The sequence below is a fragment of the Nocardiopsis lambiniae genome, assembly GCF_031845465.1.
GTDB lineage: Bacteria > Actinomycetota > Actinomycetes > Streptosporangiales > Streptosporangiaceae > Nocardiopsis > Nocardiopsis lambiniae.
This window is the reverse complement of record NZ_JAVREP010000007.1, coordinates 137,975-164,974: the sequence shown is the minus strand read 5'-3', so window position 1 is coordinate 164,974 and position 27,000 is coordinate 137,975. Positions and strand designations below refer to the sequence as shown.

Annotated in this window: 22 protein-coding genes; 11 read left to right on the top strand and 11 right to left on the bottom strand. The window is 72.1% G+C overall.

Going from position 1 to position 27,000, the window contains the following annotated elements; genetic code table 11:
- Positions 1-24 precede the first annotated feature (24 nt).
- A complete protein-coding gene (locus tag RM479_RS12915) occupies positions 25-2,145 on the top strand; it encodes an FUSC family protein (RefSeq protein WP_311511967.1) in 2,121 nt (706 codons plus the stop codon).
- 39 nt (positions 2,146-2,184) lie between these two features.
- On the opposite strand, the gene RM479_RS12910 is transcribed toward RM479_RS12915, so the two are convergent.
- Entirely contained in the window at positions 2,185-2,835 is a 651-nt protein-coding gene (locus tag RM479_RS12910; RefSeq protein WP_311511966.1) for a cyclase family protein, read from the bottom strand.
- Between the two features lie 271 nt (positions 2,836-3,106).
- On the opposite strand from RM479_RS12910, the gene RM479_RS12905 reads away from it, so the two are divergent.
- The 5 genes from RM479_RS12905 (at position 3,107) to RM479_RS12885 (ending at position 10,339) form a co-directional block, all read left to right on the top strand.
- Complete coding sequence (locus tag RM479_RS12905; protein WP_311512083.1) at positions 3,107-3,802, top strand: lysophospholipid acyltransferase family protein; 696 nt, start codon at positions 3,107-3,109, stop codon at positions 3,800-3,802.
- Between the two features lie 293 nt (positions 3,803-4,095).
- Positions 4,096-5,442, top strand: a complete 1,347-nt coding sequence (locus tag RM479_RS12900; protein WP_311512082.1) for an FAD-dependent oxidoreductase — start codon at positions 4,096-4,098, stop codon at positions 5,440-5,442.
- 374 nt (positions 5,443-5,816) lie between these two features.
- On the top strand, positions 5,817-9,377 hold the full coding sequence (locus tag RM479_RS12895; protein ID WP_311511965.1) for a penicillin-binding transpeptidase domain-containing protein: 3,561 nt from the start codon (positions 5,817-5,819) through the stop codon (positions 9,375-9,377).
- 381 nt (positions 9,378-9,758) lie between these two features.
- Positions 9,759-10,037 (top strand): hypothetical protein, encoded by a 279-nt coding sequence (locus RM479_RS12890; RefSeq protein ID WP_311511964.1) that lies wholly within the window; start codon positions 9,759-9,761, stop codon positions 10,035-10,037.
- Between the two features lie 53 nt (positions 10,038-10,090).
- A complete protein-coding gene (locus tag RM479_RS12885) occupies positions 10,091-10,339 on the top strand; it encodes a hypothetical protein (RefSeq protein ID WP_311511963.1) in 249 nt (82 codons plus the stop codon).
- 364 nt (positions 10,340-10,703) lie between these two features.
- Here the strand turns inward: RM479_RS12885 and RM479_RS12880 are convergent, their stop codons facing one another.
- From RM479_RS12880 to RM479_RS12855, 6 genes are all read right to left on the bottom strand, one after another.
- Positions 10,704-10,988, bottom strand: a complete 285-nt coding sequence (locus RM479_RS12880) for a DUF3040 domain-containing protein (RefSeq protein WP_274812774.1) — start codon at positions 10,986-10,988, stop codon at positions 10,704-10,706.
- Between the two features lie 178 nt (positions 10,989-11,166).
- Positions 11,167-12,219 (bottom strand): ABC transporter ATP-binding protein, encoded by a 1,053-nt coding sequence (locus RM479_RS12875; protein ID WP_311511962.1) that lies wholly within the window; start codon positions 12,217-12,219, stop codon positions 11,167-11,169.
- On the bottom strand, positions 12,204-12,992 hold the full coding sequence (locus RM479_RS12870) for an ABC transporter permease (RefSeq protein WP_311511961.1): 789 nt from the start codon (positions 12,990-12,992) through the stop codon (positions 12,204-12,206). The genes RM479_RS12875 and RM479_RS12870 overlap by 16 nt, the downstream gene beginning before the upstream one ends.
- A 41-nt stretch (positions 12,993-13,033) precedes the next feature.
- Positions 13,034-13,852 (bottom strand): molybdate ABC transporter substrate-binding protein, encoded by an 819-nt coding sequence (gene modA / locus RM479_RS12865; protein WP_311511960.1) that lies wholly within the window; start codon positions 13,850-13,852, stop codon positions 13,034-13,036.
- Complete coding sequence (locus tag RM479_RS12860) at positions 13,845-14,246, bottom strand: TOBE domain-containing protein (protein ID WP_311511959.1); 402 nt, start codon at positions 14,244-14,246, stop codon at positions 13,845-13,847. The genes modA and RM479_RS12860 overlap by 8 nt, the downstream gene beginning before the upstream one ends.
- A 286-nt stretch (positions 14,247-14,532) precedes the next feature.
- A complete protein-coding gene (locus RM479_RS12855; RefSeq protein WP_311511958.1) occupies positions 14,533-16,155 on the bottom strand; it encodes a glycoside hydrolase family 10 protein in 1,623 nt (540 codons plus the stop codon).
- Positions 16,156-16,465: 310 nt separating this feature from the next.
- Between RM479_RS12855 and RM479_RS12850 the strand changes: the two genes are divergently transcribed.
- On the top strand, positions 16,466-17,743 hold the full coding sequence (locus RM479_RS12850; RefSeq protein ID WP_311511957.1) for an isochorismate synthase: 1,278 nt from the start codon (positions 16,466-16,468) through the stop codon (positions 17,741-17,743).
- A 47-nt stretch (positions 17,744-17,790) separates the two neighbouring features.
- A complete protein-coding gene (locus RM479_RS12845) occupies positions 17,791-18,237 on the top strand; it encodes a GNAT family N-acetyltransferase (protein WP_311511956.1) in 447 nt (148 codons plus the stop codon).
- Positions 18,238-18,308: 71 nt separating this feature from the next.
- On the opposite strand, the gene RM479_RS12840 is transcribed toward RM479_RS12845, so the two are convergent.
- The 4 genes from RM479_RS12840 to RM479_RS12825 all read right to left on the bottom strand — a co-directional run bounded on the left by RM479_RS12840 (position 18,309) and on the right by RM479_RS12825 (position 23,660).
- Positions 18,309-20,324 carry a PhoX family protein gene (locus tag RM479_RS12840; RefSeq protein WP_311511955.1) on the bottom strand — a complete coding sequence of 672 codons (2,016 nt, stop codon included), beginning with the start codon at positions 20,322-20,324 and terminating at the stop codon, positions 18,309-18,311.
- Between the two features lie 314 nt (positions 20,325-20,638).
- The gene (locus RM479_RS12835; protein ID WP_311511954.1) at positions 20,639-21,478 is read right to left on the bottom strand and encodes an ABC transporter ATP-binding protein; all 840 of its coding nucleotides are present in this window, start codon (positions 21,476-21,478) and stop codon (positions 20,639-20,641) included.
- Entirely contained in the window at positions 21,475-22,590 is a 1,116-nt protein-coding gene (locus RM479_RS12830) for a FecCD family ABC transporter permease (protein WP_311511953.1), read from the bottom strand. Before RM479_RS12830 ends, RM479_RS12835 begins: the two co-directional genes overlap by 4 nt.
- Positions 22,587-23,660: a FecCD family ABC transporter permease gene (locus RM479_RS12825; RefSeq protein ID WP_311511952.1), complete on the bottom strand. Its 1,074-nt coding sequence runs from the start codon at positions 23,658-23,660 to the stop codon at positions 22,587-22,589. Before RM479_RS12825 ends, RM479_RS12830 begins: the two co-directional genes overlap by 4 nt.
- Before the next feature lie 171 nt (positions 23,661-23,831).
- Between RM479_RS12825 and RM479_RS12820 the strand changes: the two genes are divergently transcribed.
- From RM479_RS12820 to RM479_RS12810, 3 genes are all read left to right on the top strand, one after another.
- A complete protein-coding gene (locus tag RM479_RS12820) occupies positions 23,832-24,851 on the top strand; it encodes an iron-siderophore ABC transporter substrate-binding protein (RefSeq protein WP_311511951.1) in 1,020 nt (339 codons plus the stop codon).
- Positions 24,852-24,921: 70 nt separating this feature from the next.
- Positions 24,922-26,214: an alanine racemase gene (locus RM479_RS12815; RefSeq protein WP_311511950.1), complete on the top strand. Its 1,293-nt coding sequence runs from the start codon at positions 24,922-24,924 to the stop codon at positions 26,212-26,214.
- A 137-nt stretch (positions 26,215-26,351) separates the two neighbouring features.
- Positions 26,352-26,936: a GNAT family N-acetyltransferase gene (locus tag RM479_RS12810; protein WP_311511949.1), complete on the top strand. Its 585-nt coding sequence runs from the start codon at positions 26,352-26,354 to the stop codon at positions 26,934-26,936.
- Positions 26,937-27,000: the final 64 nt, after the last annotated feature.

The window sequence follows — 27,000 nt, the reverse complement described above, 5'->3', positions numbered from 1 at the left end:
AGTACCGATTCGTCCCGGTCTAGGATGGGGCACGTGCGAGATCTGGGAACCACGGGCGATACCGGACCTCTCGATGTGGGCGACACCTCGCACCCGGTCCCCCGACGCGCCACCATCGGTGAGCGTCCCCGACCGCGTGTGGATCTGCGCGCCGTCTTCGGGCTGGAGTCGGGTGCCTGGGCCTGGACCACCGCCGCGCAGGCCGCCATCGCCATGACCGTCTCCTTCGCCTTGGGGGCGTGGCTGTTCGACGCGCAGGTCGCCACTCTCGCGGCGATGGGCTCGATGACGGTCCTGTACGAGAAGAAGACCCCCTACGTCTACCGGTCGGCCGCGCTGGCCCTGGTGGGCCTGGGTTTCGTGGTCAGCGTGACGATGGGTTCGCTGGCCTCGGCGCTCTCCCCGTGGGCGGGGGTGATCTCCATCGGACTGACCGCCGGTCTGGCCACCTGGATCTGCGCCGCCTGGCGGGTGGACAAGCCCGGCCCGCTGTTCATCGTCCTGGTCGGCGCGATCTCCACGATCGTGCCCGGCGGTCTGACCGACGTCCCCCTGCACGCCGCCATCGCCGCGCTCGGGGCGGCCATCGGCTGGGCGGTGTCGATGTCGGGTGTCGTCGTGCGCGCCCGCCACCCCGAGTACCAGGCGGTGGCCGTGGCCTACCGCAGGCTCGCCGCCCTGCTGCGGTCGGTGGGCACCCCGGAGCTGGACCACGCGCAGCACGACGCCTCGGTCGCGGTCGCCGACGCCTGGCGCCTGGTGCTGTTGGCGCAGACCCGCGGGTACCGGACCAGTGGCGAGGCGGCCCGACTGCGTTCGCTGCTGCGCCGGGTCTCCGACGTCCACCTGGCCACGACCCAGGTGTGCATGGCCCGCACCACCCCGCTGCCCCCGGAGGCGGCGGCCTTCGCCGACAGGATGGCCGCGGCGGTCGCCGACCCCGACCGGGCACCCGATCCGGCCGAACTGGACGGGGTGCGTCGGGGCATGCGCCCCCGTTCCCTGGAGGCGCGGCTGTACGGGTTGATGGCGCGGGCCGCCTCGGCCGAACGCAGGGACGGGGAGGAGTTCGAGGACGACGAGAGCGCCCGGACCCTGCACGACGAGCGTTACCCGGCGCTGTGGGGGGCGCTGCGCTCCAGTCTGAGCCCGGAGTCGCTCATCCGCCCCACCGCGCTGCGCATGTGGATCACGGTGACGGCGGCGGGGGCCCTGGCCTTGGCCGTGGGCCTGGAGAACTCCTACTGGGTGGGCATCACCACGACGGCCGTCCTCCAAGGCGGCAACGTGGTCCTGACCCTCAACCGGGCGGTGCAGCGGTCGCTCGGCACCCTGCTCGGCGTGGTGATCGGGGCGTTCCTCATCGCCGCGAACCCGCCGCTGGCGGCGGTCATCGTGCTGGCGGCGGCGTTCCAGGGGGCGGCCCAACTGGTCATCGGGCGCAACTTCTTCTACGGTTCGCTGCTGATCACCCCGATGGCGCTGCTGCTGTCGTACACGGCGGCGCCGCACCCGATCACCGAGCTGGCCGAGACCCGCATCATCGACACCGTGGTCGGCGGCCTGGCGGGGCTGGCCGGGGCGATGCTGCTGTGGCGGGGCGCGTCGGCGACCCGGTTGCCGCAGTCGATCGTGGGTGTGCTGGAGGAGGCCCGCCGGTGCGTGTCGGCGGTGCTGGACCAGGACACCGAGATCGACCCCGGGCTCCGCTACGAGCTGCGACGGGACATGCGGGCGGCGCTGGTGAGCCTGCGCGGGGTCTACGACAGCGCGATCGGCGATGTTCCTCGCGCCGCCTCCACCCGGCCGCTGTGGCCGGTGGTGGTGGCCACCCAGCGCACGGGATACCTGGCGTTGTCCGCGTTGGCGCTGGAGGACCCCGAACCGGTCGGGACGATCACCCTGCAACGGGTGGACCTGGCGTTCTGCGAACTGATCTCGGCGATGGAGGAGCGGCGCACCCCGAGGATGGGTGCGCTGCCCCGGCTGCCCGCCTACCCGCGGATCAACATGGAGCTGCGCGCCCTGTCGACGTCGATGGCCGGTGCGGTCGCCCAGGACGAGCGGACGGCCCGGCTGGAGGCCCGGCAGCGGGCCGAACTGGAGCGGCACCGGGCACAGGACGACGTCGACGCCGATCTTTGACGCGGGAGCGTCCCCGGTGGGACGCTCCCGCGCCACGGCTCAGCCGACGAGGGCGAAGGCTCGCACGGGGAAGGCGGCCAACCCGCGCACCTTGGCGGGCACGGCGAAGAACCGGAACCCCTCGTTGGGCAGCTCGTCGAGCAGGCACAGGTGCGAGACGACCGGGATCCCGGCGGCCAGGAGTACGGCCAGGGCGGGACGGGCCCCCTCGGTGGCCGGGGCCGTGTCGTCCACGCCCACCGAGTCGATGCCCACCAGGACCGCACCGGCCTCGACGAGGGTCTTGGCCGCGGCCTCGGTCAGGTGCGGGTGGTCGAATCCGCCGTAGGCCTCGGTGCGCCAGTGGCGGTCCCAGCCGGTGCGCAGCAGAACGGCCCTGCCGCGCAGTTCCAGACCGGAGAAGGCCTCCGGTCCGATCTGACGGGCATCGGCCACGTCGACGACCGCGCCGGGGAGGTCGGCGACCCGGTCCAGGTCCAGATCGGCGAGGTCGGCGCCGTCCCGGTAACGGTGGGCGGGCATCTCCACGTAGGTGCCGGTGGCACCGGCCATGGCGACACGGCCACCGCCGTTGCCGTGCCCGGCGGTCCCCGGGGCGGTCGAACTCTCGGTGATGCTCGGTTCCGGAAGGTTCGGACTGGTGATCATCCCGTCGGTGATCTGATGGCTGACGTCGACCGGTTTGGACATGGCTGTTCTTCCTCGCTTCACGAGCGCGTCCGGTGCACGACCTCCGACCTGCGTCAGAGGTCTAGACCATGAGCCTAGCGTGTGTGACCCACGCCACCATATTGATCTCCCCGGGGAGTTCGGGGGAAGCCCCCGGAATCGGCGGGCCCCCTCGACCCGACGCCGGACCCCACCGGCCGGGTAAGGTCATGGCACGCGCGGAGCGGCGGATCCGTGGAGTTCCCCCGCACACGCCGATCGGCTTCACCCACGGAGAAGGGTCCACTTCATGGTGTCACTGTACGGAGCGGCCAAGGTCGTCGTCGCGCCCGCGACCCGCATGGTGTGGCCCGTGAAGATGGAGGGCGCCCACCACGTGCCCCGCGAAGGCGGGGCCATCCTGGCGGTCAACCATCTGGCGCTCATCGACCCCCTGTTCATCGGCGTCGCCTGCCCCCGGCCGGTGCGGTTCATCGCCAAGCAGGAGCTGTTCGACGAGGGAACGTTGCCGCGTCGGACGCTCGCGCGGATCCTGCGCGGACTCGGCCAGCTGTCGGTGGACCGCCGTCCGGGCCAGAGCTCCCAGGAGGCGATGGACAACAGTCTGGGGGTGCTGGAACGCGGCGAGGTGTTCGGGATCTTCCCCGAGGGCACCCGCTCCCCCGACGGCCGCCTGTACAAGGGCCAGACCGGACTGGCCTGGCTGGCGCTGACCACCGACGTCCCGGTGATCCCGGTGGCGCTGACCGGGACCGAGCGGATTTTTCCGCGGGGACGCAGGGTCCCCTCGTTCAACCGGGTGGGCGTGCGTTTCGGTGAGGCCGTGGACCTGTCCCCGTGGAAGGGCCTGGCCGACAAGGCCAAGCCCCGCAGGGAGGCCACCGACGCCATCATGGAGGCGATCGCCAAGCTGTCCGGCCAGGAGCGCGTCCTCCGGTACGCCGCCTCGGTCAAGGCGGAACTGGAACGGGGCGGATCCCAGGGGTGACTTTCCCCACAACGGACTCGGGGCTGATTCGCCGTTGACGGCGCGTTGACCCTTCAGCGGGGAGGGGAACGTCGCCGCCGCGACCCCCGCCCCAGCTGGGATGCCGGTGTGCGGTGGCGCCGATGCGCGGCCCCGGCCTCGAAGCCGCCCCCCGTAGACGGAGGCGGAATTTCCCACCACTATAGTGGGGATTACCGGTGTCGCCACCGGATAGATTAGGCAAGCCTTACCTTTTGATGGCGTCCGACCCTGGCGCGAAGACTTGGAGCTGTGCGATGACGCGACCCCTGCGAGTGGGAATCGTTGGTGCCGGTCCGGCGGGCATCTACGCCGCGGACCTGCTCACCAAGGACGAGACCCTGTCCGCGTGCGGCACGTCCGTCAGCATCGACATCCTGGACAAGCTGCCCTCCCCCTACGGCCTGGTCCGCTACGGCGTCGCCCCGGACCACCCCCGGATCAAGCAGATCCAGGGGGCCCTGCACAAGATCCTCGACAAGCCGGAGATCACCTTCTACGGCAACGTCGAGTACGGCGTGGACCTCAAGCTGGAGGACCTGCACCGGCACTACGACGCGGTCATCTTCTCGACCGGCAGCGACCGCGACCGCCCCCTGGACATCCCCGGTATCGACCTGCCCGGCAGCCACGGCGCCGCCGACTTCGTCTTCTGGTACGACTCCCACCCCGACGTCTCGCCGTCCTGGCACGTCGAGGGCGGCAGCGTCGCCGTGATCGGCGCGGGCAACGTCGCCGTCGACGTGGCCCGCATCCTCGCCAAGAACGCCGACGACCTGCTCGAAACCGACATCACCGACAACGTCTACGAGGGGCTGCGCGCCAAGCGGGTCACCGACGTGCACGTCTTCGCGCGCCGGGGCATCGCCCAGTGCAAGGCCACCCCGATGGAGTTGCGCGAACTCGACAAGCAGCCCGGGGTCGAGGTCATCGTCTACCCCGAGGACTTCGAGATGGACGAGGGCAGCCTCCAGGCCTGCGAGGACTCCAACCAGGTCAAGACCAACGTCAAGGTGCTGCAGAACTGGGCGATCCGCGACCCCCGCGGCGACGAGGTCCGCCTGCACCTGCACTTCCTGCACGCCCCGGTGGAGGTGCTCGGCGAGGACCGGGTCACCGGTCTGCGCACCGAGCGCATGGAACTCACCGGCGACGGCAACGTCCGGGGCACCGGCGAGTACGTGGACCACGAGGTCCAGGCCGTCTACCGGGCCATCGGTTACCTGGGGTCGCCCCTGGCCGACCTGCCCTTCGACGAGGAGCGCGGTGTCGTTCCCAACCGCGAGGGCCGGGTCCTGGACCTGGACGAGAACCACATCCCCGGGGTCTACGCCACCGGCTGGATCAAGCGCGGCCCGGTCGGCCTGATCGGCCACACCAAGGGCGACGCCATGGAGACCGTCGCCAACCTGGTCTCCGACCGCGAGACGTTCACCCCCGCCGTCGAACCCGACCCGATCGCGTTCCGGGCCCTGCTGGAGGAGCGCGGCGTGGAGTACACCACCTGGGAGGGCTGGCAGCGGATCGAGGCCCGCGAAGAGGAGCTGGGGGCCGCCCGCGGCCGCAAGCGCCTCAAGCTGCTCACCCGCGAGGAACAGACCACGATCGCGCGCCGGGTCTGACCCCGCGCGAACGTCCCCGCCGGCCCCGCTCCCCTCTGCGGGGCCGGCATCCTTGTTCCCCGTCACGGCGGATCCCCACCGTGATATTGCGCATGCGACTCGCCGTGGGATCATGGAACAACGGCCCGGTTCCATGGGTTAGAGTCACTGTTGGTCGGTGTGGTAGCAAGTGTCCCCCGGGCCTCAACTATTGCCTTCGCGGAATACCGCGTACGGCCCCCGCGAGGGGTGACCGTACGGTCCGGAGCCCCGTTGTGCCCCGCGCCGAGAGGCGACCACCATGCCGACCATCATCCTCGTGCCCCGCTCCCACCGAGGTGGGAGCGGGGCATCTTGGTATTCTCCCCGAGAAGAACGACGAAGGACGGTCAGGCGTGGACGAACGGTCCCCCCGGCAGCCGGATTCCTCCGGACCGCCCGAGGAGTCGGGTGACACCCCGGCCCGAGGGGTGCGCCCGGAGAACCCCTACCGCATTCCTCAGCGACCCGCGGCTTCGGAAGGAACGAACCCGGTCTCCCCTGTCCCTCGGGAGACCCCCGCCGCCCCCTCCGACCGTCCCGAGTCCTGGGACGCCCCTTACCCGGCCGCGCAGGGGCCCACCGGCGAGTGGAACATCCCCCAGCCCGACGAGACCCCTCCCGCGGACACCTGGAAGGACTGGGAGACCCCGGAAGGTTCTCCCGAGGAGACCGCCGAGGCGGACCCTCGGGAGAGCACGTCCGTCTGGGATCGCCCCAAGCGTGCCCGACAGGACGGCACCGACGCGCCGGAAACGTCCGCCAGGGACTCCGGTGACGGACGCGACTCCTGGGGCCGCCTCAGGGAGAACCGCGGCGATGCCGACGGGGCGCCGCAGGCCGACCCCTCCGCATGGGCGACCGACGAACTCGGCTCCCGACCCGGAACCGGATCCCACGCCGCCTGGACCGGTTCGCACGGCGGACCGCAGCCGAGCGGCACCACGTGGGACACCGGCGACGCAGGCGACACCTGGAGCGACCCGCGGGGCGACGCACATCCCGACACCCCGACGTGGACGACCGACGACCTCGGAACCGGCTCGCACCGCGCCCCCGAGGACCCCCGGACCACCCGACCCGACATCCACGGCGGACCGCAGCCGAGCGGCACCGACCGGGGCATCGGCGACGCAGGCGACACCTGGGGGCGGTCCGAGGACACCACCCTCCCTGACGGCACCGACACCTGGGGCGAACAGCGCGGCCTCCCCGACGACTTCGGCGCGGGCCGGGGCGGTGCCCACAGTGGACCCCGAGAAGACACCACCGCCCGGGAGGCCGGGGACCTCGGGTCCCAGGCCCCGTCCCACCCCGGAGCCGGAGCCCCCTCCACCGCGCACGGGATCGGCGATCCACGGGAGACCTGGACCGGTTCGCACGGCGGACCGCAGCCGAGCGGCACCACGTGGGACACCGGCGACGGACACGACACCTGGAGCGACCCGCGGGGCGACGCACGCCCCGACACCCCGACGTGGACGACCGACGACCTCGGAACCGGAACCGGCTCGCACCGCGCCCCCGAGGACCCCCGGACCACCCGACCCGACATCCACGGCGGACCGCAGCCGAGCGGCGCTTCCTGGGACACCGGCGACGGACACGACACCTGGGGGCGGTCTCAGGACACCCCCGCCTCCCAGGGCGACGACGCCTGGCGAGAGCGGCCCGGTGCCCACGGCGCCGCCGGGCACGAGATCGATGATCCCCGGGACACCTGGAACGACACCCTCGGTGGCCATCGACAGGACACGGCCGACCGAGGCGCCGACCACGGGCGGGACCCCTGGGGCGAACAGCACGCCGCCTCGGGGCGGAACGCCGACGACGCGTGGGAATCCGGACAGGACGACTGGACCGGACGGTACGGCGACTCCGAACCGACGGCCACGGGTGCCCGGCGTCCCGAGGACGGACCGGCCCCGTGGGGCGAGGCCTACGGTGGCCCGCCGGAGACCGCCACCTGGAACGCCGGTGACGCGTACAACACGCCCCGGCCCGACGACGAGCGTTCCGGCGACCCCCGAAGCGACGAAGAGGCCGCCTGGAGTGCCGGTGGCGCCTACAACGCGCCCGGACCGGAGGCCGAGGCCTGGGACTCCGGTGACGATCGCGGTCGGCCCCGAGGGGACGGTCAGGGCGACGACTGGGACGACTGGGACGAGGCGCCCCACGGCGATGCCCCGGAGCCCCGGGCCGGTGGCTTCGAGTACCTCTACGACGGCGACGGCGCACCGCAGGGGCCGCAGGAACCGCCCCGGCGCAAGTCGCGGCGCGGGCTGCTCATCGGTGTCCTCTCCGCCGTGGTGGTCCTGGCGCTGATCGGCGGCGGTGTGTCCTGGTACGTGCTCACCCTGCCCAGACCGCAGGAGGCCACCGCCGAGTACGAGGCCGCCTGGGAGGCCCAGGACTACGAGCGGCTGGCCGCCGTCACCACCGGTGGCGACGCGGCCGAGGTGTTCGGCGGCCTCGCCTCGGGGATCGGTGTGGAGGCCGTCGACGCCACCGTCGGCGATCCCGTCACCGACGGTGACACCGGGACCGCCCCCTACGAGGTCTCCGTCTCCCTGTCCAACGCCGGCGACTGGGGCTGGGAGGGCGAACTCCCCCTGGTCCGTCAGGACGGTCGGTGGTGGGTGGACTTCTCCCCCGAGGTGGCCTTCCCCGGGCTCACCGAGGGCCGGACTCTGGGCCGCACCGCCGTGTGGGGCGAGCGAGGCCAGATCCTGGCCGCCGACGGCACCCGGCTGGACAGCCAGGAGATCTCCGGTTCCCTCCAGATGCTCGTCGGGGAGATGGGCGAGGCCACCGAGGAGGACGTCGAACGTCTGGGCCCGGCCTACCGGGTCGGCGACACCGTCGGCGCCAGCGGCCTCCAGCGGACCTACGAGGAGCGGTTGGCGGGCCAGGCGGCCACCACCATCGTCATGATGGACACCGGGTCCGACGTCGAAGCCCTGGAGGTGACCGAGGACAACACCGTCGCCACCCTGGACGGCGCCCCCGGTGAGAACATCACCACCGGCATCGACATGTCCGTCCAGAGCGCGGCGGCGAGCGCCATCATCGATTCCGCGGACCCCGCGGGCATGGTGGCGATCCGGCCCTCCACCGGTGAGATCCTGGCCGCGGTGAACGTGCCAGGCGGTTTCAACCGCGCCTTCGAGGGCCAGTACCCGCCCGGTTCGACGTTCAAGGTCGTCAGCTACAACGCCCTGCTCGACAACGGCATGACCATGGACAGTCCCATGGAGTGCCCCAAGGAGTACGACCCCGGCGGCTGGGAGTTCACGAACGCCGGCGGCGCCGAGTACGGGTCCCAGACGATGACGCAGGCGTTCGCCACGTCCTGCAACACCGCCCTCGTCAGGGCGGCCGTCGACAACATGAACTCGGACGCCATGGTGAACAGCGCCGACCTGTTCGGGATGAACGCTCCGCTGAACATCGGCGTGCCGACGTTCGAGCCGGTCTACCCGCCCAGCGACGGCGCCGTGATGCTGGGCGCCCAGAGCATCGGACAGGGCCAGATCCTGACCTCCCCGCTGCACATGGCCACCATTCCGGCGGCGGTCGCCGACGGTTCCTGGCGGCATCCGGTGCTGGTGACCGAACCGGCGGCGGAGGACCTGCCCGAGCCCCGGCAGATCGGCAACGCCGACGCCCTGCGCACGATGATGCGCGCGGTCATCACCGAGGGCACCGCCAAGGACCTGCCGTTCCAGGGTGAGGTCCACGGCAAGACGGGCACCGCCGAATTCGGCACGGCCGAGGGCGAGGACGAGGAACTGCCCAGCCACGCCTGGATGATCGGCTACAAGGGCGACATCGCGTTCGCCGTCGTGGTGGAGGGCGGCGGTGGCGGTTCGTCCGTCGCCGGACCGATCGCCGCGAAGTTCACCAACGCCCTCTGACCCCGTCCCCTCTCGCCGACCGACGGCGCGCGCCGGCACCGCCGACGCGCGCCGTCGGCGTTCCACTGGGCCGCGGACCGACGCTTTTCACAGCGACCGCGTAGGACCCGGATCATCCGAAGGACGCACGACCGTTCGCCTGACGGACGGGTCTGGGGGCGGCTTCCCCGTTCAGGGTGTTCGTCATGCGCCCGAGGGGAAGACCTGGCAAAGAAATCCATTCGTTACTTTATGAAGTCATCCCACTACTGAGAGCTATCAATACTGTTCATGGGGCACCTTCAGAGGTGGCGCCGAACGAAGAGTCCCCGCCAAGGTCGACGGAGGGGGCCGGCGCCGCTCGGATCGACAGATCGTCGATCCGGCTCGAAAGGACACAGCATGAACCGCAAGACCGTCACCCGGATCGCCTTCGCCGCCGTCATCGCCCCCGCCCTGGCCTTCGGTGCGCCGGCCGTCGCCATGGCGGACAGCTACTTCTCGGGCAAGGCGACCGTTGCCGGACCCTACGGCGCCGCCAGCCACAGCGTGACCGCGATCGCCAAGGACGGCCACGGCAAGCACGGCCACGGCAAGGGCGGCTCGTACTTCGAGTACAGCTCGACCTTCGCGGGCCCGAAGGGCGCCGCCTCCAACAGCTCCACGAGCGCCGCTCACTAGTCGCGTTCCCGGCGGGCGTCATCCGGGACGAATCGAAAGAAGAGATGGGAACAATGACCTCAGTACGACGCACGCTGTCCTTGGTGATCGTCACGCTCGGCCTTGCGCTGGGCGCGCCCTCCGTGGCGATGGCCGGGGCGGACTTCGAGAACCGCTACGGCTCCGCGGGCCCCAAGGGGGCGACGCTGACCGTGGTCCGCGCTCACGCGGGAGACGACGGCAAGGTGACCTACGAATACGTGACCTACACGGCCACGGCCGAAGGCGCCTGGGTGAACAGGGTCACCAGTGCGGCCGAGTGAGTCGGGCGGACGACGTTCGGTCGGCCGCCCCTCGGGTGTGCGGGAACGCCGTGATCCGCACGTCCCCTCGATGGGGAGCAGAGGGGGCATGCGGAGTCGGTACGCGGAACCGTGGTCGTGGGGATCGCCATGGCCCTGTGCCGCGTCGGCGTGACGGGTGCGGCCGACCCCGAGGGTGTCGCGGACGGGCGGACGGGCGTCTCCTCGCCGTTCGTCCGGACCGGGGCCGACGACCGGCCGCCGAGCCGGGCCATCGGAGCGGAGCGGCCCAAGGCGGGCTTCCGGGCCGCCCGCCGCCGGGTCCCGTGCTCGGCCGCACGGCCCCGGCTCCGGCGGGCAGGCGCGAGGGTCCGAGGAGCGCCGCCTACCGGGCGGGTTCGTTCTCGACCGGTTGCGTGGTCTGCGCGGGGGCGCTCGGTTCGGGCTGTGGCGCACCGGGCGTGAGGACGAACAACAGGACCAGGAGTCCGGCGGTGACCGCGGCGATCAGGCCGCACGCCACCCAGGGCTTCCAGCCGCTCAGCCCGGGGTCGATGGGGGCGTCGGGGTCCCCGAAGGACTCCAGGCGCCCGGCCAGCTCCGGTTCCTCTTCGCTGAGCCGCCGCTCGATCTCCTGGAGGATTCTCCGCTCGTTCTCTCTCAAGGACATGGCACCCCTCCTTCAGCGGCCGGGGGATGGACTACCGTCGCCACCGGGTGTCTTACAGTTTCCCCCGAGGGGGGTCCGGATATCCAATGTTCCGGAGGTTTTCCCCGCCCGTTCTCCCCCCTTGCAGGTCACCGCACCGGAATGGTCCACTCCGTGGAAGGACCGTCTCAAGGGATGGTCATCCGGGATAGCACTCGACCTCGGCGGCCTTGACCCCCGCCCATACGGTGTCGCCGCGCGCGAGGCCGAGTTCGGCCAGGGCTGCGGGACCGATGTCGGCGGCCAGGTCGAGCGGGCCGGTCAGGCGCACCCGGACCTGGTCGCCGAACCGCTCCACCCCGTCCACCTCCAGCGGCCACACGTTGCGCGGGCCGCCGCGCGGCCGTTCCGGGTACAGGGCCACCGCCCGGGGCGGGAACGCCACCAGCGCGGGCCCGTCGTAGGCCTCGCGCACCTCCACCCGGGCTCCCCCGGACAGGGTCACCGCGGTGCCCTCGGCACGGCCGTGGAAGAGGTTGAGGCCCACCAGCCGGGCCACGTAAGGGGTGCGGGGCCGGCGGGCCACCTCGGCGGGCGGCCCCTGCTGGACCACCCGGCCGTTCTCGATGACGGCGATGCGGTCGGCGAGGACCATGGCGTCCAACGGATCGTGGGTGACCAGCACGGTCGCTCCGTCGAACTCCTCCAGGAGGTGGCGCAGCCGGCCGCGCACATGGTCGCGGGTGCCGACGTCCAGGGCGGCCATGGGCTCGTCGAGCAGCAGCAGCCGGGGACGCACCGCCAGGGCGCGGGCCAACGCCACCCGCTGGGCCTGCCCGCCGGACAGGTCCCGGGGACGGGAACGGGCGTATCCGGACAGGTCCATGTGATCGAGCAGGGCGGCGGCCCGGGCCCGGGCGACGGCCTTCGACGACCCTTGGCAGCGGGGCCCGAAGGCGACGTTGTCCAGGGCGCTCATGTGCTGGAACAGCAGATAGTCCTGGAAGACCATGCCGATGGGGCGTCGTTCCACGGGCGTGCGGGTGTGATCGTCGCCGTCGAGGCGCACGTGTCCGCCGGTGAGCGGGATCAGCCCGGCCAGGGCGCGCAGGGCCGAGGACTTGCCGGCGCCGTTGGGCCCGAGCAGGGCCAGCACCTCCCCCGGCGCCACGGACAGGGCGACGTCCAGCGTGAAGTCGCCTCGGCTCAGGCACAGGTCGGCGGAGAGCACCGGCATCAGGCGTTCACCCATTTCTCGCGGAGGGTGGCCAGCACGGCCAGGGAGACCAGGAGCAGGACGAGGCTGAGCACGATCGCGGCCTCGGGGTCGCGTTGCAGGGCCATGTAGACGGCCAACGGCATGGTCTGCGTGGTACCGGGGAAGTTCCCGGCGAAGGTGATGGTGGCGCCGAACTCGCCCAGGGCACGGGCCCAACACAGGATCGCGCCGGCGCCGACGCCCGGGAGCACCATGGGCAGGGTGACCCGGGCGAACACGGTCACCCTGCCGGCTCCGAGGGTGGCGGCGGCCTCCTCGTAGCGACGGTCGGCACCGCGCAGGGCTCCTTCGACGCTGATCACCAGGAACGGCATGGCGACGAACACCTGGGCCAGCACGACGGCCAGGGACGTGAAGGGGATGGTGACCCCGAACCAGGCGTCCAGGTACCGGCCGACCAGACCGTTGCGGCCCAGGACGAGCAGCAGGGCGACGCCGCCCACCACGGGCGGGATGACCAGCGGGACGGTGACCAGGGCGCGGACGAACCGGCGCCCGGGGAATGCGGTGCGGGCCAGCAGCCAGGCCAGCGGCACCCCGAAGACCAGACACAGGACGGTGGAGACGGTCGCGGTGGACAGCGACAGCCACAGGGCCGCCAGCACCTCGGGGTCGGTGATCCGACGGCCCATGTCCGGCCAGGGCGCGCGGACGACCAGGCCGACCAGGGGCAGGACGAGGAAGGCGACGCCGACCAGGGCGGGCAGGACCAGGGGCCAGGGAGGGCGGCCCGATCCGACCCGCATGACGCCGTGCGTCGCGGGGCCGGACCGGGGGCCGGAGCGGTTCACGGGGTACCGAACCCCGCCTCGGTGAGCACGGAGGCGCCGGTCTCGGACAGGACGAGGTCGATCCAGGCGGCGGCGAGCGCGGGGCTCGGCGCTCCGGCCGGCACGGCGATGGGGTAGTCGTTGACGACCTCGTCGGCCTCGGGGAAGGAGATGCCGGTGACGGCCGTCCCGGCGGCGTCGACGTCGGTGACGTAGACGAGTCCGGCGTCGACCTCGCCCAGTTCGACCTTGGTCAGGACCGCGCGCACGTTCTCCTCGTAGGTGACGGGGGCGACGTCGAGTCCCGCGGCCTCCAGCACGGTGAGGGTGGCCGCGCCACAGGGGGCCTCCTCGGCGCAGAAGGCGACGGAGACGCCGTCGGCGGCCAGGTCGTCGAGGTCCTCGATGCCGGCGGGGTTGCCCGGCGGAACGGCGATCTCCATGGTGTTGGTCGCGAAGATCGCGCCGCCCTCCCCGTGTTCGGCGACCCATTCCCCGGCCAGGCCCTCGCCTTCGACGACCTGGTCCATGGTGGAGGTGTCGGCGGCGGCGAACACGTCGGCGGGGGCGCCGGAGTTGATCTGGGTGGCGAGTTCGGTGCTGCCGGCGAAGTTGAGGACGACCTCCGCGCCGGGTTCGCGCGCCTCGAACTCCTCGGCGAGTTCCTCGAAGACGTCGGTGAGGGAGGCGGCGGCGAACACGGTGAGCCTCCCCGTGAGGTCCCCCTCGGCGCCCCCCGCGTCCGTGTCGGGGCCGATGTCCTCCGACCCGCAGGCGGTGAGGGCCAGGGTGATGGCCGTCAGGGCGGCACCGAGCCGCCGGGGGGCGTCACGCATGGTGTTCCCCGGTGGTCTCGATGATCACGGAGGTCGACTTCACGACGGCCGTGGCGGTGGCGCCGACCTCCAGGCCCAGCTCGTCGGCGGCCTCCCGGCTCATGAGGGAGACGATCCGGTGCGGTCCGGCCTGGATCTCCACCTGGGCCATGACCGTGTCACGGACGATGCCGGTGACCAGTCCGCGGAACCGGTTGCGCGCGGAGGAGCGGCGACGGTCGGGATCCTCGTGGGATCCGGATCGCATGAAGTCGGCCAGGTCGGCCCCGTCGAGGAGGCGGCGTCCGGAGGCGTCACGGGTGGCGTGCAGGCGCCCGGAGTCGACCCAGCGGCGCACGGTGTCGGCGCTGACACCCAGGAGCTCGGCGGCCTCGCTGATCTGAAAGGTCGGCATGGGAGAAATCTACATCTCGCAGTTGCGAGGGTGTTAGACCCATGAGACTGGCGGATCATAACTTTTTTCCGGCCATGGGCGGGCATGGGTGAGATGATCCTCCAACCCGGGCCCGAGGAACGGCTCCGGCCCTCCTGACGGCCGGTGCGCCCGGAACCGGGGGCGTCCGGCGCCACGCCGCCGTTCTCCGCCCGGCCGGGGATGTCCGGGCCGGTGCGCGCGGTCATCCCGGGGGCGCGTGAGAGCCCTGGTCCGATTGGATCGGGGCCCTTGGCCCGGACGCGGGTCAGCCGCGCGGGTCGGCGATCTCGCCGACCGGCCCTTGGGCCCGGTAGTCGTCCAGAGCGGTGACCGCGTACCCCGCGACGTCCTCGTCGGCGGTGTCGGTGAGCCCGGTGGTGCCGGTGAGACCCACCAGGTTGTCCGGTGTGAGCGCCTCGCACACCGCCTCGTCCCCGGCCTCGGCCGTCTCGTCCGGCAGCCGGTACACCGCGTAGAAGCGGGCGCCCTCGGTGGCGTCCCAGGTGACCTCGACCCGATCCCCCTCGGTCTGGGCCGCGACACCGGTCACCGCGCCCACCCGCGCCTCCTCCTCACCGGAGTCGGTGCGCGGTGGCAGCGCCGGATCCGCGTAGTGGCCGCCGAGCAGGTGGTCCACCACCTTCCCGTGCTGACGCAGGCTCTTGATGGAGAAGTAGACGTCGCCGTCGACCTCCTCCAGCGCACCGGAGTAGTCGAGCTGGGTGCTGAGCGCGTCGTCGCCGCCCCAGCCGTCCTCGCCCAGGCGGTAGGCGGCCTGACCGATGTACAGGTCCACGTCGGTGTCGGCGACCTCGTTCGCCCACCAGTCGGCCAGGACCTCGTAGTCGGCGGTGCCGAAGCCGCGCTCCCAGTACAGCTGCGGCGCGACGTAGTCGATGGTCCCCTCTCGGATCCAGGTGCGGGTGTCGGCGTACTGGGCGTCGTAGGACTGGAGGCCGGAGCTGGACGACCCGGTGGGGTCGGTGCTCTGGTTGCGCCAGATACCGAACGGGGAGACACCGAAGCTCACCCAGGGCTTGGTCTCCTGGATACGGCCGTGCACGTCGCGCATCAGTTGGTCGACGTTGTCGCGCCGCCAGTCACCCCGGTCGTCGAAGTCGCCGCCGTGGGCCTCCCAGGAGGCGTCGTCGTCGAACTCCTCGCCGTCCTTGGGATAGGGGTAGAAGAAGTCGTCGAAGTGGACGCCGTCGATGTCGTAGCGCTCCACGACGTCCATGATGACGTCGGTGACCCACGCCCGCACCTCGGGGTTGCCGGGGTCGACGTAGGCCTCGGGGCCGTAGTCCACCAGCCACTCGGGGTTGCGCTCGACGGGGTGCCCGTCCGCCAGGTTCTCCACGTCGGGGTCCTGGAAGCCCACCCGGTAGGGGTTGAACCAGGCGTGCATCTCCAGGCCGCGCGCGTGCGCCTCGGCGACGGCGTACTCCAGCGGGTCGTAACCGGGGTCGCCGCCCTGTTCGCCGGTGAGGTAGCGGGCCCACGGCTCCTTGTCGGAGGCGTAGACGGCGTCGGCGGTGGGACGCACGTGCAGGAAGACGGAGTTGAGGCCCATGGCGACGGCGTCGTCGAGGTAGGCGTCGAGTTCGGCCCGCTGCTCGTCGGCGGACAGGCCGGGCTTCGAGGGCCAGTCGATGTTGCGGACCGTGGTGAGCCAGGCCCCGCGCATCCGCCGGTCGGAGTCGGTCGCGCACGGTGCGGACACCGCCCGTCCGGCGTCGGCGTTCCCGCTGCCCGAGGCCCCGCTCGTCGGCGCGCCCCCCGAGCCCCCGGCGGCGGTGCATCCGGTGAGCAGGACGGTGGACGCGACGGCGGCGGTCGCCCATCGCGCGGCGCGCGGCGCGGTCACGGTCCGTGTCACTGAACCCATCACGACGACGTCTCCTCTGTGGCCGGTCGCGCGCCGCCTTCCCCGTGACGGCGCGCCGTGGACCAGGGTAGAGGACAATGTCAACTTTCGGACACGATCAGGCCAATCTGTGGATAACCTCGCACATCTTCGAGACGGGGAACATCTCCGCAGGTCAACGAAGCACCCCGAACGACCACCGATGTACCTGGTCCGGGTGCGGAAACCGCAGAGGAGGCAACCCCTTCGCTCGCGGGGGTCCTTGACGGCCCGCGTCCATTCACCCGAAACGGGACGCTTCGGGGCACGAAGCGGCCTAGAATCGAGAGTCGTGAACGCCGTTGTGTGCCCCTCCAAGCTCTTCGTCCGGACCGTTCCGCTACGCGGACACGCCGGTTCCCTGGTGCGCCGACTTCCCGCCGGCACACCACTGGCCTGGCTGAACGGCGATGACGGACTCGTGGGCTGGGGACGGGCCGCCCAGTGGACCCCGGCCGCCGAGCCCGAGGGGACCGCGCCCACCGACACCACGCGGTTCACCGAGGCGGCCCGGTGGCTCAACGGACTGCTGGAACGGACCGAGGTGGAGGACGAGGTCCGCCTGCCCGGCACCGGCATGCTCTCCTTCGGCACGTTCACGTTCTCGCCCACCTCCGCGGGCTCGACGATTCTGGTCCCCCGCGTCGTGCTGGGCCGCCGCGGCGACCGGGCCTGGCTGACCACGATCACCGAAGAACCCGGCGCGCATCCCGACGAACTCCTGTACCCCACCCCCGCCCCGCGCCCGATCGGCCCGCTCTCCTGGCGCACGGGCGCCCGGACCTCCGCCGAGTGGGGCCGGGTCGTCGCCGCCACCATCGCCCGCATCCGCGACGGGGAACTCGACAAGGCGGTCCTGGCCCGCGACCTGATCGCCGAGGCCGACTCCCCCATCGACGTGCGCACCCTCCTGGGGCGGTTGAACGAGCGCTACCCGGGGTGCCTCACCTTCTCGGTGGCGGGGATGGTCGGCGCCACCCCCGAGCTGTTGCTGCGCCGCGAGGGCACGGACCTGACCTCGCTGGTGCTGGCCGGGACCCGGCCGCGCGGCGCCACCACGGAGGAGGACCGGCGCCTGTCGGAGGAGCTGATGTCCTCGGCCAAGGACGTGGAGGAGCACGGACTGGCGGTGGACTCCCTGCGCGACGCCCTGGCACCGCTCGCCGAGGAACTGGTCGTCCCCGCCTGGCCGCACCTGCTCCAGTTGGCCAACGTCCAGCACCTGGCCACCCGCGCGCACGCACGGCTGCGTCCGGGGGTGTCCGCCCTGGACGCTGTGGCCGCCCTGCACCCGACGGCCGCCGTCGGCGGCACCCCCACCGCCACGGCGATGCGGCTGATCGACGCGTCGGAGGGCATGGATCGCGGCGGCTACGCCGGTCCGGTCGGCTGGGTGGACGGCGCGGGCAACTCCGAGTGGGGCATCGCCCTGCGCAGCGCGTACGTGGACGGTTCCACGATCCGCCTGTTCGCCGGCGGCGGGATCGTCTCCGGTTCCGAGCCGGAGTCGGAGATCGCCGAGACCGAGTCCAAGTTCCGGGCGGTGCGCGAAGCCCTCATCGATCGGTGAGCGGTGCGGGACATGGGCCCGTAACACGGTGTCGCTACCGTTCCGCCATGCACATCGACTTCGTGAGCTGGGAGGACCCCGACGGGGCCGCCCTGCGGGCCCGCCAACGGGCCGAGATCGCCGAACGGTACGGCACCCCCGACTCCGAACCGGGCACTCCACCGACGGCGTCCGACATCGCCGTGTTCGCCCTGGCCCGGGCCGCCGACGGAACCGCCGTGGCCTGTGGAGGCCTGCGCGACCTCGGCGAGGACGGAGAGGTCAAGCGGATGTACGTGCTCCCCGAGCACCGCGGCTCGGGGGCCGCCGCCCACCTGCTGCTCGCCTTGGAGGAGTGGGCCCTCGAACGGGGGTGGAAACGGTTGCGCCTGGAGACCGGCGACCGCCAGCCCGACGCGGTGCGCTTCTACACCAAGGCCGGGTACGAGCCGGTGGAGCCCTTCGGCGCCTACGCCGACGCGCCCTCGTCGCTGTGCTTCGGCAAGGTCCTGTAGGTCCCCGCGCGTGAACCGGCCCCGGGGCTCCCCCACGATGGAGTCCCGGGGCCGGTGATCGGGGACGTCGATCACTGACCGACGTCGCGACCGCCCTTGTGCCAGATGCAGACCACCGACGGGCGCGGGAAGTCGCCGTCGGGCCACACGCTGGTGGGCGCCTCGAAGGTGCCGTTGTCGCCGGGGTGCTGCGGGGCGAGGAACACGGTCTTGTTGTCCTCGCTGATCAGCGGACCGCAGGCCTCGGCGCTCACCGGGACGGTGGCGAAGGTCTTCAGCTCACCGCGGAAGCGGCCCTCGACCGGCATGACGTGCAGGCCGTCGTTGAACCCCATGGCGCCGGGCTGGCCGTCGGTGGAGATCCACAGGTTGCCGTCCCTGTCGAAGGCGACGTTGTCCGGCGCGGAGATCGGCATGACCTTCGACTTGTCGTAGCCCGCGTAGTAGGTGTCCTCGTCCTCGGGGTCACCGCACAGCAGGGGGACGTTCCAGGCGAAGGCCTCGGCGGCGGAGTCCGCGTTGTGCTCGATGATCTCCAGGATGTGGCCGTGCTTGTTGGGCCCGCGCGGGTTGGGCTCGTCGGCCTGGCCCGGCTCACGGGCGGAGTTGTTGGTGAGGGCCACGTAGACCTTGCCGGTGGCGGGGCTGGCCTCCATGTCCTCCGGGCGGTCCATCTTGGTGGCGCCGACGGTGTCGGCGGCCAGCCGGGTGTGGATCAGCACCTCGGCGACGGTGAATCCGTCGACGAAGCTCGTGGTGTCGCTGGTCAGCGCGATCCAGTCGCCGTAACCGTCGAACTCACCGTCGGAGGGCAGTGCTCCGCTGCCGTCGATCTCCTCCTCCGGGCTGTTGCCGGTGAGGCGCGCGACGTAGAGGACTCCGGTGTCGAGCAACGTGAGGTTGTGCCGGGTGTCGCCCTCGCGGTACTTCTTCGCGCTGACGAACTTGTAGATGTAGTCGAAGCGCTCGTCGTCGCCCATGTAGGCGACCGCGCGACCGTCCTTCGCGAGACGGATGGTGGCGCCCTCGTGCTTGAAGCGGCCGAGCATGGTGCGCTTGGCGGGGGGCGCGGAGGGGTCGAGCGGGTCGATCTCGACGATCCAGCCGAAGCGGTTGGCCTCGTTGGGGTGACGCGAGAGGTCGAAGCGCTCGTCGACCCCCTCCCAGCGTCGGCCGGAGGAACCGGTGGGCAGGCCGTAGCGGGCGTACTCCGGCCTGGCGGGGGCCTTGGCGAAGTACTGGTTGAAGTTCTCCTCACCGCTGAGGAAGGTGCCCCACGGGGTGTAGCCGCCGGCGCAGTTGTTGAGCATGCCCCGCACCGTGGTCCCGGTGGGGTCCTCCGCCGTCTTCAGGAGGTCGTGACCGGCCGCCGGCCCGGTGAGGGTCAGCGGGGTCTCGGTGGTGATCCGCCGGTTGAAGCGCCGCTCGCCCCCGGACAGGCGCCACTGGCCGGTGCGGCCGACGCGGTCGAGCTCGACGAGGGAACCGCCGTGGGCCGCCATCGCGATGCGGATCTGCTCGGCGGTCGCCGAGGCTCCACCCCGGTAGCCCCGGAACATGATGTGCTCGTTGGTGTACTCGTGGTTGACCCACAGCAGGCCGCGGTTCTCGTCGAGCTGGTGAAAGCCGACGTAGTCGCAGTTGTAGCCGAACTGCTCGGCCTGGGCCTCGGCGGTCTGGTTCTCGACGTCGAAGGCGGGGGCGCCGGGCACCACGGGGTCGCCCCAACGGACGATGACGTGCTGGTCGTAGCCGTTGGGGATGGTGACCTTGTCGTCGTTGTTGGGCAGGACGCTCTTGAAGGTGGGCCGAGGGGCCGGCTTGGGGCGGTTCGGGCCTCGATCCGCGGCCGCCGGCGCGGCCACGCCCAGGGCGCCGGCGCCGGCGCCGATCACGGCGGCGCCCAGCATCGAGCGGCGGGAGAGCGCCTTGGCGAAGACGTCACCGAAGTAGGGGTTGTCGCTGGTGTTGGGCGCGGGGTGGAAACAGGCATCGCCGCAGCGCAACTCGCACGTCCTGCGGGAACGACCGCCCCCGACCGTGCCGATGAGCGGCAGCGGGCGGCGGTGGGGCGCGGATTCGGGCACACCTTCTCCTTGGGGATCGTGACTTCCCCGAACGGCTCCGCCCTGGTACGGGGCTGGGGTGGGCCGCGCGGGGTCGCGGCAGGCGGGGTGGTCCCGCCGGACGCTCTCGACCTTGGCCGAGGTTCCACTCGCAGGGGTGAAACCCAGGTGAACGCCCTCACAACTCCGGCGCATCGCTGAGTTCATCACTTCTCGCCACCGTGGGAACACTCACCGTCGACACTCGTCCACGATGATCCCCCACCGCCGGTTCCCGGTCCAGATCCCACGCCCGGGCCCGTCCGCGGGCCCGTTCCGCTCCTCCCCTTTCCTCCTCAGTCGTCCTTGCTGCGACCGATCGGGACGACCATGGGCCCGCCGGTGACCGGGTCGTCCACCACCACGGCCTCCAGTCCGAACGCCTCGCGGAGCAGTCCGGGGGTGAGCACGTCGGCGGGCGCGCCGCAGGCCAGCACCCGGCCCTCGCGCATGGCGATGATCGTGTCGGCGTAGCGGGCGGCGAGGTTGAGGTCGTGCAGGACCATGACGATGGTGCGCCCGCCCTCCCGGTGCAGCTCGCGCACCAGGTCGAGCACGTCCACCTGGTGGACCAGGTCGAGGAAGGTCGTGGGCTCGTCCAGCAGGAGCAGGTCGGTGCCCTGGGCCAGGACCATGGAGATCCAGGCGCGCTGGCGTTGCCCGCCGGACAGCTCCGACAGCGGGGTGTCGGCCAGTTCGGCCAGCCCGGTCTGCTCCAGCGCCCGGGCGACCGCCTCGTGGTCGTCTCCCGACCACTGGCGGTACCAGCGTTGGGCCGGGTGACGGCCGCGCGCGACCAGGTCGGCGACGGTCAGTCCGTCAGGGGCCACCGGTTGCTGGGGCAGGACGCCCAGCACCCGGGCGACCTCGCGGGTGGGGGTGCGGTGGATGTCGCGGCCGTCCAGTTCCACCAGTCCGGCCCTGGGCCGCATCAACCGGCCCAGGGCGCGCAGCATCGTGGACTTGCCGCACCCGTTGGGGCCGATGACACAGGTGATGGTGCCCTCGGTGATGTCCGCGTCCAGACCGTCGACGATGACATGGTCGTCGTAGGCCAGGGTCAGGCCGCGCGCGCTCAGGCGGACCGGGCCGCCGGCGGGGACGGCGTCGATGCCGGTGGTCTGCGAGGCGGTCATGCTTGGGTCCTCCGGTTGGCGCGGACGAGCAGGTAGATGAGGTACAGGGCGCCCAGGCAGCCGGTGACGACGCCCACCGGGAGCTGGATGTTGTCGAGCATGGTGCGGGCCAGCAGGTCGGCGGCGCAGACCAGGGCGGCGCCGACCAGGGCCGACAGCAGCACGGGCGGCCGGGAGGCGCCGGCCAGGCGCAGGGCGATCTGCGGGCAGGCCAGGGAGACGAAGAGGATCGGGCCGGCGGCGGAGGTCCCGAAGGCGGCCAACAGCACGGCCAGGAACAGCATGGCGGTGCGGGCGCGCCCCAGGTCCACGCCCAGTCCGCGCACCACGTCGTCGTCGTGGGCCAGGGCGTCCAGGGTGCGCGAGGAGGCCAGCGCGAGCGGCAGCAGGATCGCCAGGGCCAGGGCGACGGGCGCGGCGTTCTCCCAGGTGCGCATGGTCAGGCTGCCGGCGACCCAGACCATGGCCCGGCCGGTGTCGGTGACCTCTCCCAGGGTGAGCATCCACAGGGTGAGGTTCATGAGGATGGTGGAGACGCCCACGCCCACCAGCAGCAGCCGGTAGCCGTCGATCCCGTTGCGAAGGGACAGGGTGTAGCACAACGCGCCCGCGGCGAGCCCGCCGATCAGGGCGACGGCGGGCACTCCCAGCGAGGCCGAGGGGCCGCCGGTGAGGATGCCGTAGCTGCCGCCGAAGGCCAGGAGGGCGACCACGCCCGCGCTGGCGCCGTGGGTGACGCCGAGCAGGTCGGGGCTGGCCAGGGGGTTGCGCATGATGGTCTGGGTGATGGCGCCGGCGGCGGCCAGGGCGGCACCGGCGAGCAGGCCCACCACCACGCGCGGCATCCGCACCCGCCACACGGTGAAGTGGTGCTCGTAGTCGGTGCCGATGATGTGCGCCCACACCTGGGCGGGGCTCAGGGCCGTCTGTCCCAGGGACAGGTTGAGGGCGACCAGGGCGGCCAGGACCGCCGAGGTGATCAGGGACACGGCGATCAGGCGCGGTCGCAGGCGGAGGACCACCGGGCCCAGGGTCAGGCTGCGGTGGCTGCGGCGCAATCGGTCGCGCACCTGTTCCTGACGCGCTCCGCGTTCGGGGGCGAGGGGTGTCATAGCGAGAGCAGTCTCCGGCGACGGACGATGTGGATGAAGAAGGGCGCCCCGACCAGGGCGAGCACGACGCCGACCTGGAGTTCGCCGGGCGGGGCCAGGAACCGGCCCAGCACGTCGGCGGCCAGCAGCAGGACCGCGCCCATGAGGGCGGAGTAGGGCAGCAGCCACCGGTGATCGGCGCCCACCAGACCGCGGGCCAGGTGGGGGACGATGAGGCCGACGAACGCGATGGGGCCGCAGGCGGCGACGGTGACGCCGGTGAGCAGGGTGATCGCGGTCAGACCCACCACTCGGGCCCGACCGACCCGGTGCCCGAGGGCGCGGGCGGTGTCCTCTCCCAGGGCGAGCGCGTTGAGGGCCCCGGCGTTGGCCAGGCCGAGCACGACGCCCACGATGACGACGGGCAGCATCGGGCCGAGGATCTCGGGGTCGCGGCCGATGAGGGAGCCCACCCGCCAGAAGCGGAAGTCGTCCATGGTGGAGCGGTCCAGCAGGACCAACCCCGAGGTCAGGGAGTAGGCCAGCCAGCTCACGGCGGTCCCGGCCAGGGCCAGGGTGAGGGGGGTCGGCCCGCGTCCGGGGACCGATCCGATGAGGTAGACCACGACGACGGCGACGCCCGCCCCGGCGAAGGCCAGCCAGGTCTGCACGTGCACGGCGGTGAGGTCGAAGAACGCGATGCCCACGACCACGGCCAAGGCGGCGCCGAAGGTGACGCCGAGGATGCTGGGGTCGCCCAGGGGGTTGCGGGTGTGGCCCTGCATGAGGGCCCCGGCCATGCCCAGGGAGATCCCGGCGAGGACGCCCAAGGCGGTGCGGGGCAGGCGGATGTCGTGGACGATGATGTCGGCTTCGGCGCCGGCGGTGTCGGTGAGCGCCCGCCACACGATGTCGGGGGTGAGGCCGCGGGCGCCGATCAGGACGCTGGCGAGTGCGGCCGCGCCCAGCAGCAGGACGAGGAGCAGCAGCCCGGCCAGGCGTCGGGTGCGACGGGCGGCGACCGTCGCACCGGCGGTCGCGATGGGGGCCGCCGTCGCGGTAACGGGGGGCGGCCCGGAGGTGTCGTGCACCCGGACTCCTATCATGACGAAGGCCAGGCAATCCTTAGTTAGGTTTGCCTAGCCGCATCTGGATGATCTAAGTTTGCCACGTTCTGGCCTGGAACGACACACCGCCCCGCAGTCCGCGTACCCCGCTCACCCCGACCGTGGGGCCGTTCCCCGACCTGATGGAGCCCTTGAATGACCCTTCCCCCTCGGATGCGTCGCCTGACCCCGCCCTCCATCGCGGCGGCCGTCACCGTCGCGATGCTCACCGCCTGCGGGGCCTCCGGCCCCGGTGGGAACCCCGAGGCGACCAACGAGCCGACCGACGGTTACCCCCGCACCGTGGAGCACTTCCTCGGGTCGACCGAGATCCCGGCGGCCCCCGAGCGGGTCCTGCCCCTGGACGCCGCCTACGTGGACTCCACGCTGGCCCTGGGCGGCAACGTGGTGGGCTTCACCACCTTCGCCGAGGACGTCACCTCGCTGCCCGAGTACCTGGTGAACAGCGACTGGAACGTCGGCACCTCCGACGAGGCCGTCCCGGTGGGTCTGTTGTGGGACCTGGACCCGGAGCTGGTCGCCTCCACCGACCCCGACCTGATCCTGTCGGCCCAGGTCCGCCACGGTGACGGGTACGAGCAGTTCTCCGAGGTGGCCCCCACCGTGATGTCGGAGACCACGGGTGCCACCTGGAAGGAGAACCTGGTCCTGACCGGTGCGGCCCTGGACGCCGAGGAGGAGGCCGGACGCCTCGTCACCGAGTTCGAGGAGCGCGCCGCCGCCCTGGGCGAGGCGATCGTCGAGGCCAACGGCGGCGAGGCGCCGACCGTGTCGGTGGCCCGGTTCGCCGGTGACGCCGAAGGTGTGCGCCTGTACACCCCGAAGTCCTACATCGGCGTGATCCTGGAGGACCTCGGCCTGGAGCCGGGTCCGGGCGTGGAGACCGAGGCCGAGGACATCGTCACCTACCACAGCCAGGAGCGCCTGCTCGACCTGGACGCCGAGTACATCTTCGTCGCCACCTACGACGACGGCGGTGCCGACGGCGTCCAGGAGAGCAAGGAGGAGTACATGTCCGCTCCCCTGTGGAGCGAGCTCGAAGGCGGGATCACCGAGGTGAACGACGAGTACTGGATCTCCGGCGTGGGTCTGATCGCCGCGCACGCGGTGCTGGACGACGTCGCCGAGATCTTCGACGTCGACCCGCAGCGCTGACGGAGTCCCTCCTCACCGCTCCGCTCTCGCTCGTACGGTCGCGCGGCGGCCCCTCCCGCCGCGCGACCGCATGATCACGACCTACCGGGAGACCCCCGTGGAACCACCCCGTTCCTTCGAGCACGCCCCCGCCCTGGGCATCGACCGGATCCCCGCTCCCGTACGGGAGGCGGCACTGCGTCTGGCCGCCGACCCCGGCGCCGGGTACGTCTACGACCCGTTGCTGGCCGCCGATCGCGTCCGTACGCTGCGCAAGGTGCTGCCGTCATGGGCCCGGGTGTACTTCGCGGTCAAGGCCAACGGGTTCGAGCCGATGCTGGCGCACCTGGCCGAGTCGGTGGACGGTTTCGAGGCGGCCTCGCTGCGGGAGGCCCGCGCCTCCCTGGCGGCGTTGCGCGAACGGCGCGGCGGTCCGGGCGTACGGATCGCGGTGAGCGGTCCGGGCAAGACGCCCGAGCTGCTGGCCGGGCTGGCCCGATTGCGCGGCGAGCACGGTGCCGACGTGGTGGTCAACCTGGAGAGCGCCCTGGAGGCGCACCGGGCCTCGGCGGCGGCGGTCGCCGCGGACACGGTGCTGCCGGTGACGATCCGGGTCAATCCCGCCCGGGTCCCGGTGAGCGGCTCGCTCGTGATGGGCGGCGCCCCAGGCCCGTTCGGAGTGCCCGAGGACGAGGTCCCCGATGTGGTGGCGACGGTGTCGTCCCTGCCCGGTCTGGACCTGACGGGGTTCCACGTGCACGCGGTCAGCGGCAACACCGACGCCCGGGCGCACGCGGCCTACGTGCTGTGGTGCCTGGGGTGGGCGCGGAGCACGGCCGACCGGCACGGGGTGGACCTGCGCACGGTGGACGTGGGCGGCGGTCTGGGCGTGCCGTTCGAAGAGGGCGACGAGGCCTTCGACCTGGAGGGGTTCGGTGCCGCGCTCGCGGACGTGCCCGACCCGGGCGTGGAGCTCGTGTTCGAACCGGGTCGCTGGATCACGGCCCCGGCCGGGTGGTACGCCACCCGGGTGACGGACGTGAAGTCGGCCCACGGCGGGACCTTCGCGGTGGTGCGAGGCGGGATCAACCACTTCCAACTGCCCACCTCGTGGGAGATCCGCCACACCTTCGCGGTACTGGAGGAGGAGTCGTGGCCGGACCTCCTGCCGCGTCCGGAGGCGCTCGGGGCGTCGGTCACGGTGTCCGGTGAGCTGTGCACACCCGAGGACGTGCTGGCCCGGGACGTGCGCGTGGCATCGGTGCGCGCCGGGGACGTGCTGGTCTTCCCCAACGCCGGCGCCTACGGGTTCGAGTTCGCCATGCCCGCGTTCCTGGGGCATCCGGCGGCGGCGCGCACCACCGTCGACACCCGGTCGCCCTGAGCGTCGCCCCGCTCGTGGCGGGGCCGTACGCACACCCCTTGACAGCTTTAGGTTAGCCTGCCCTAATTAATGCGGTCGTGTCGTGCGCGACCGCGTTCCGTCACCGCCCCGCGCGTCCCGACCGAGGAGCACCCACCGTGTCCGTGTCCCCCGCCATCGCGACCCAGACGACCTCCGTCACCTGGCGGATCGACGACCACACCGGCGCCGACGTGCTCGCCGACCCCACCCCCTGGGTGAAGGCCTACGAAGAGGTCTACGCCCACGCCCTGCACCTGCCCGACCACAACGACCCGACCTTCGCCGAACGCCTGGCCTTCAGCGCCGGTCGCGAGGGCTTCCGGCTCACCTCCTGCCACGCCGACGGCGTCCTGGCCGGATTCGCCTACGGGTACACGCTGCCCGCGTCCACCGGCTGGTGGAACGGATTCACCCCGCTGCCCGGGGTGGACGCCGACGAGATGACCGCGGAGCGCCCGGGACGCACCTTCGCCATGTGCGAGGCCCTCGTCCCCACGGCCTTCCGCCGCAGCGGCGTCGTCGAACGCGCCTTCCCCTTCCTCATCCGGGGCCGGACCGAGGAGCGCGTCGCCGGGCTCGTCGCCGAGACCAACGCCCACGCCCTGGACCTGACCCTGCGCAACGGCTGGACCCACGTCGGCGACGTCGAGCCCCACCCGGGCTGGCGCCGCCACCACGCCCTGATCATGCCCCTGCGCTGACCCCCGGTCCGGCGAACCCCATCACCGGGCCCCGTGGCCCGGGACTCCCCCACCACGTCCTCGT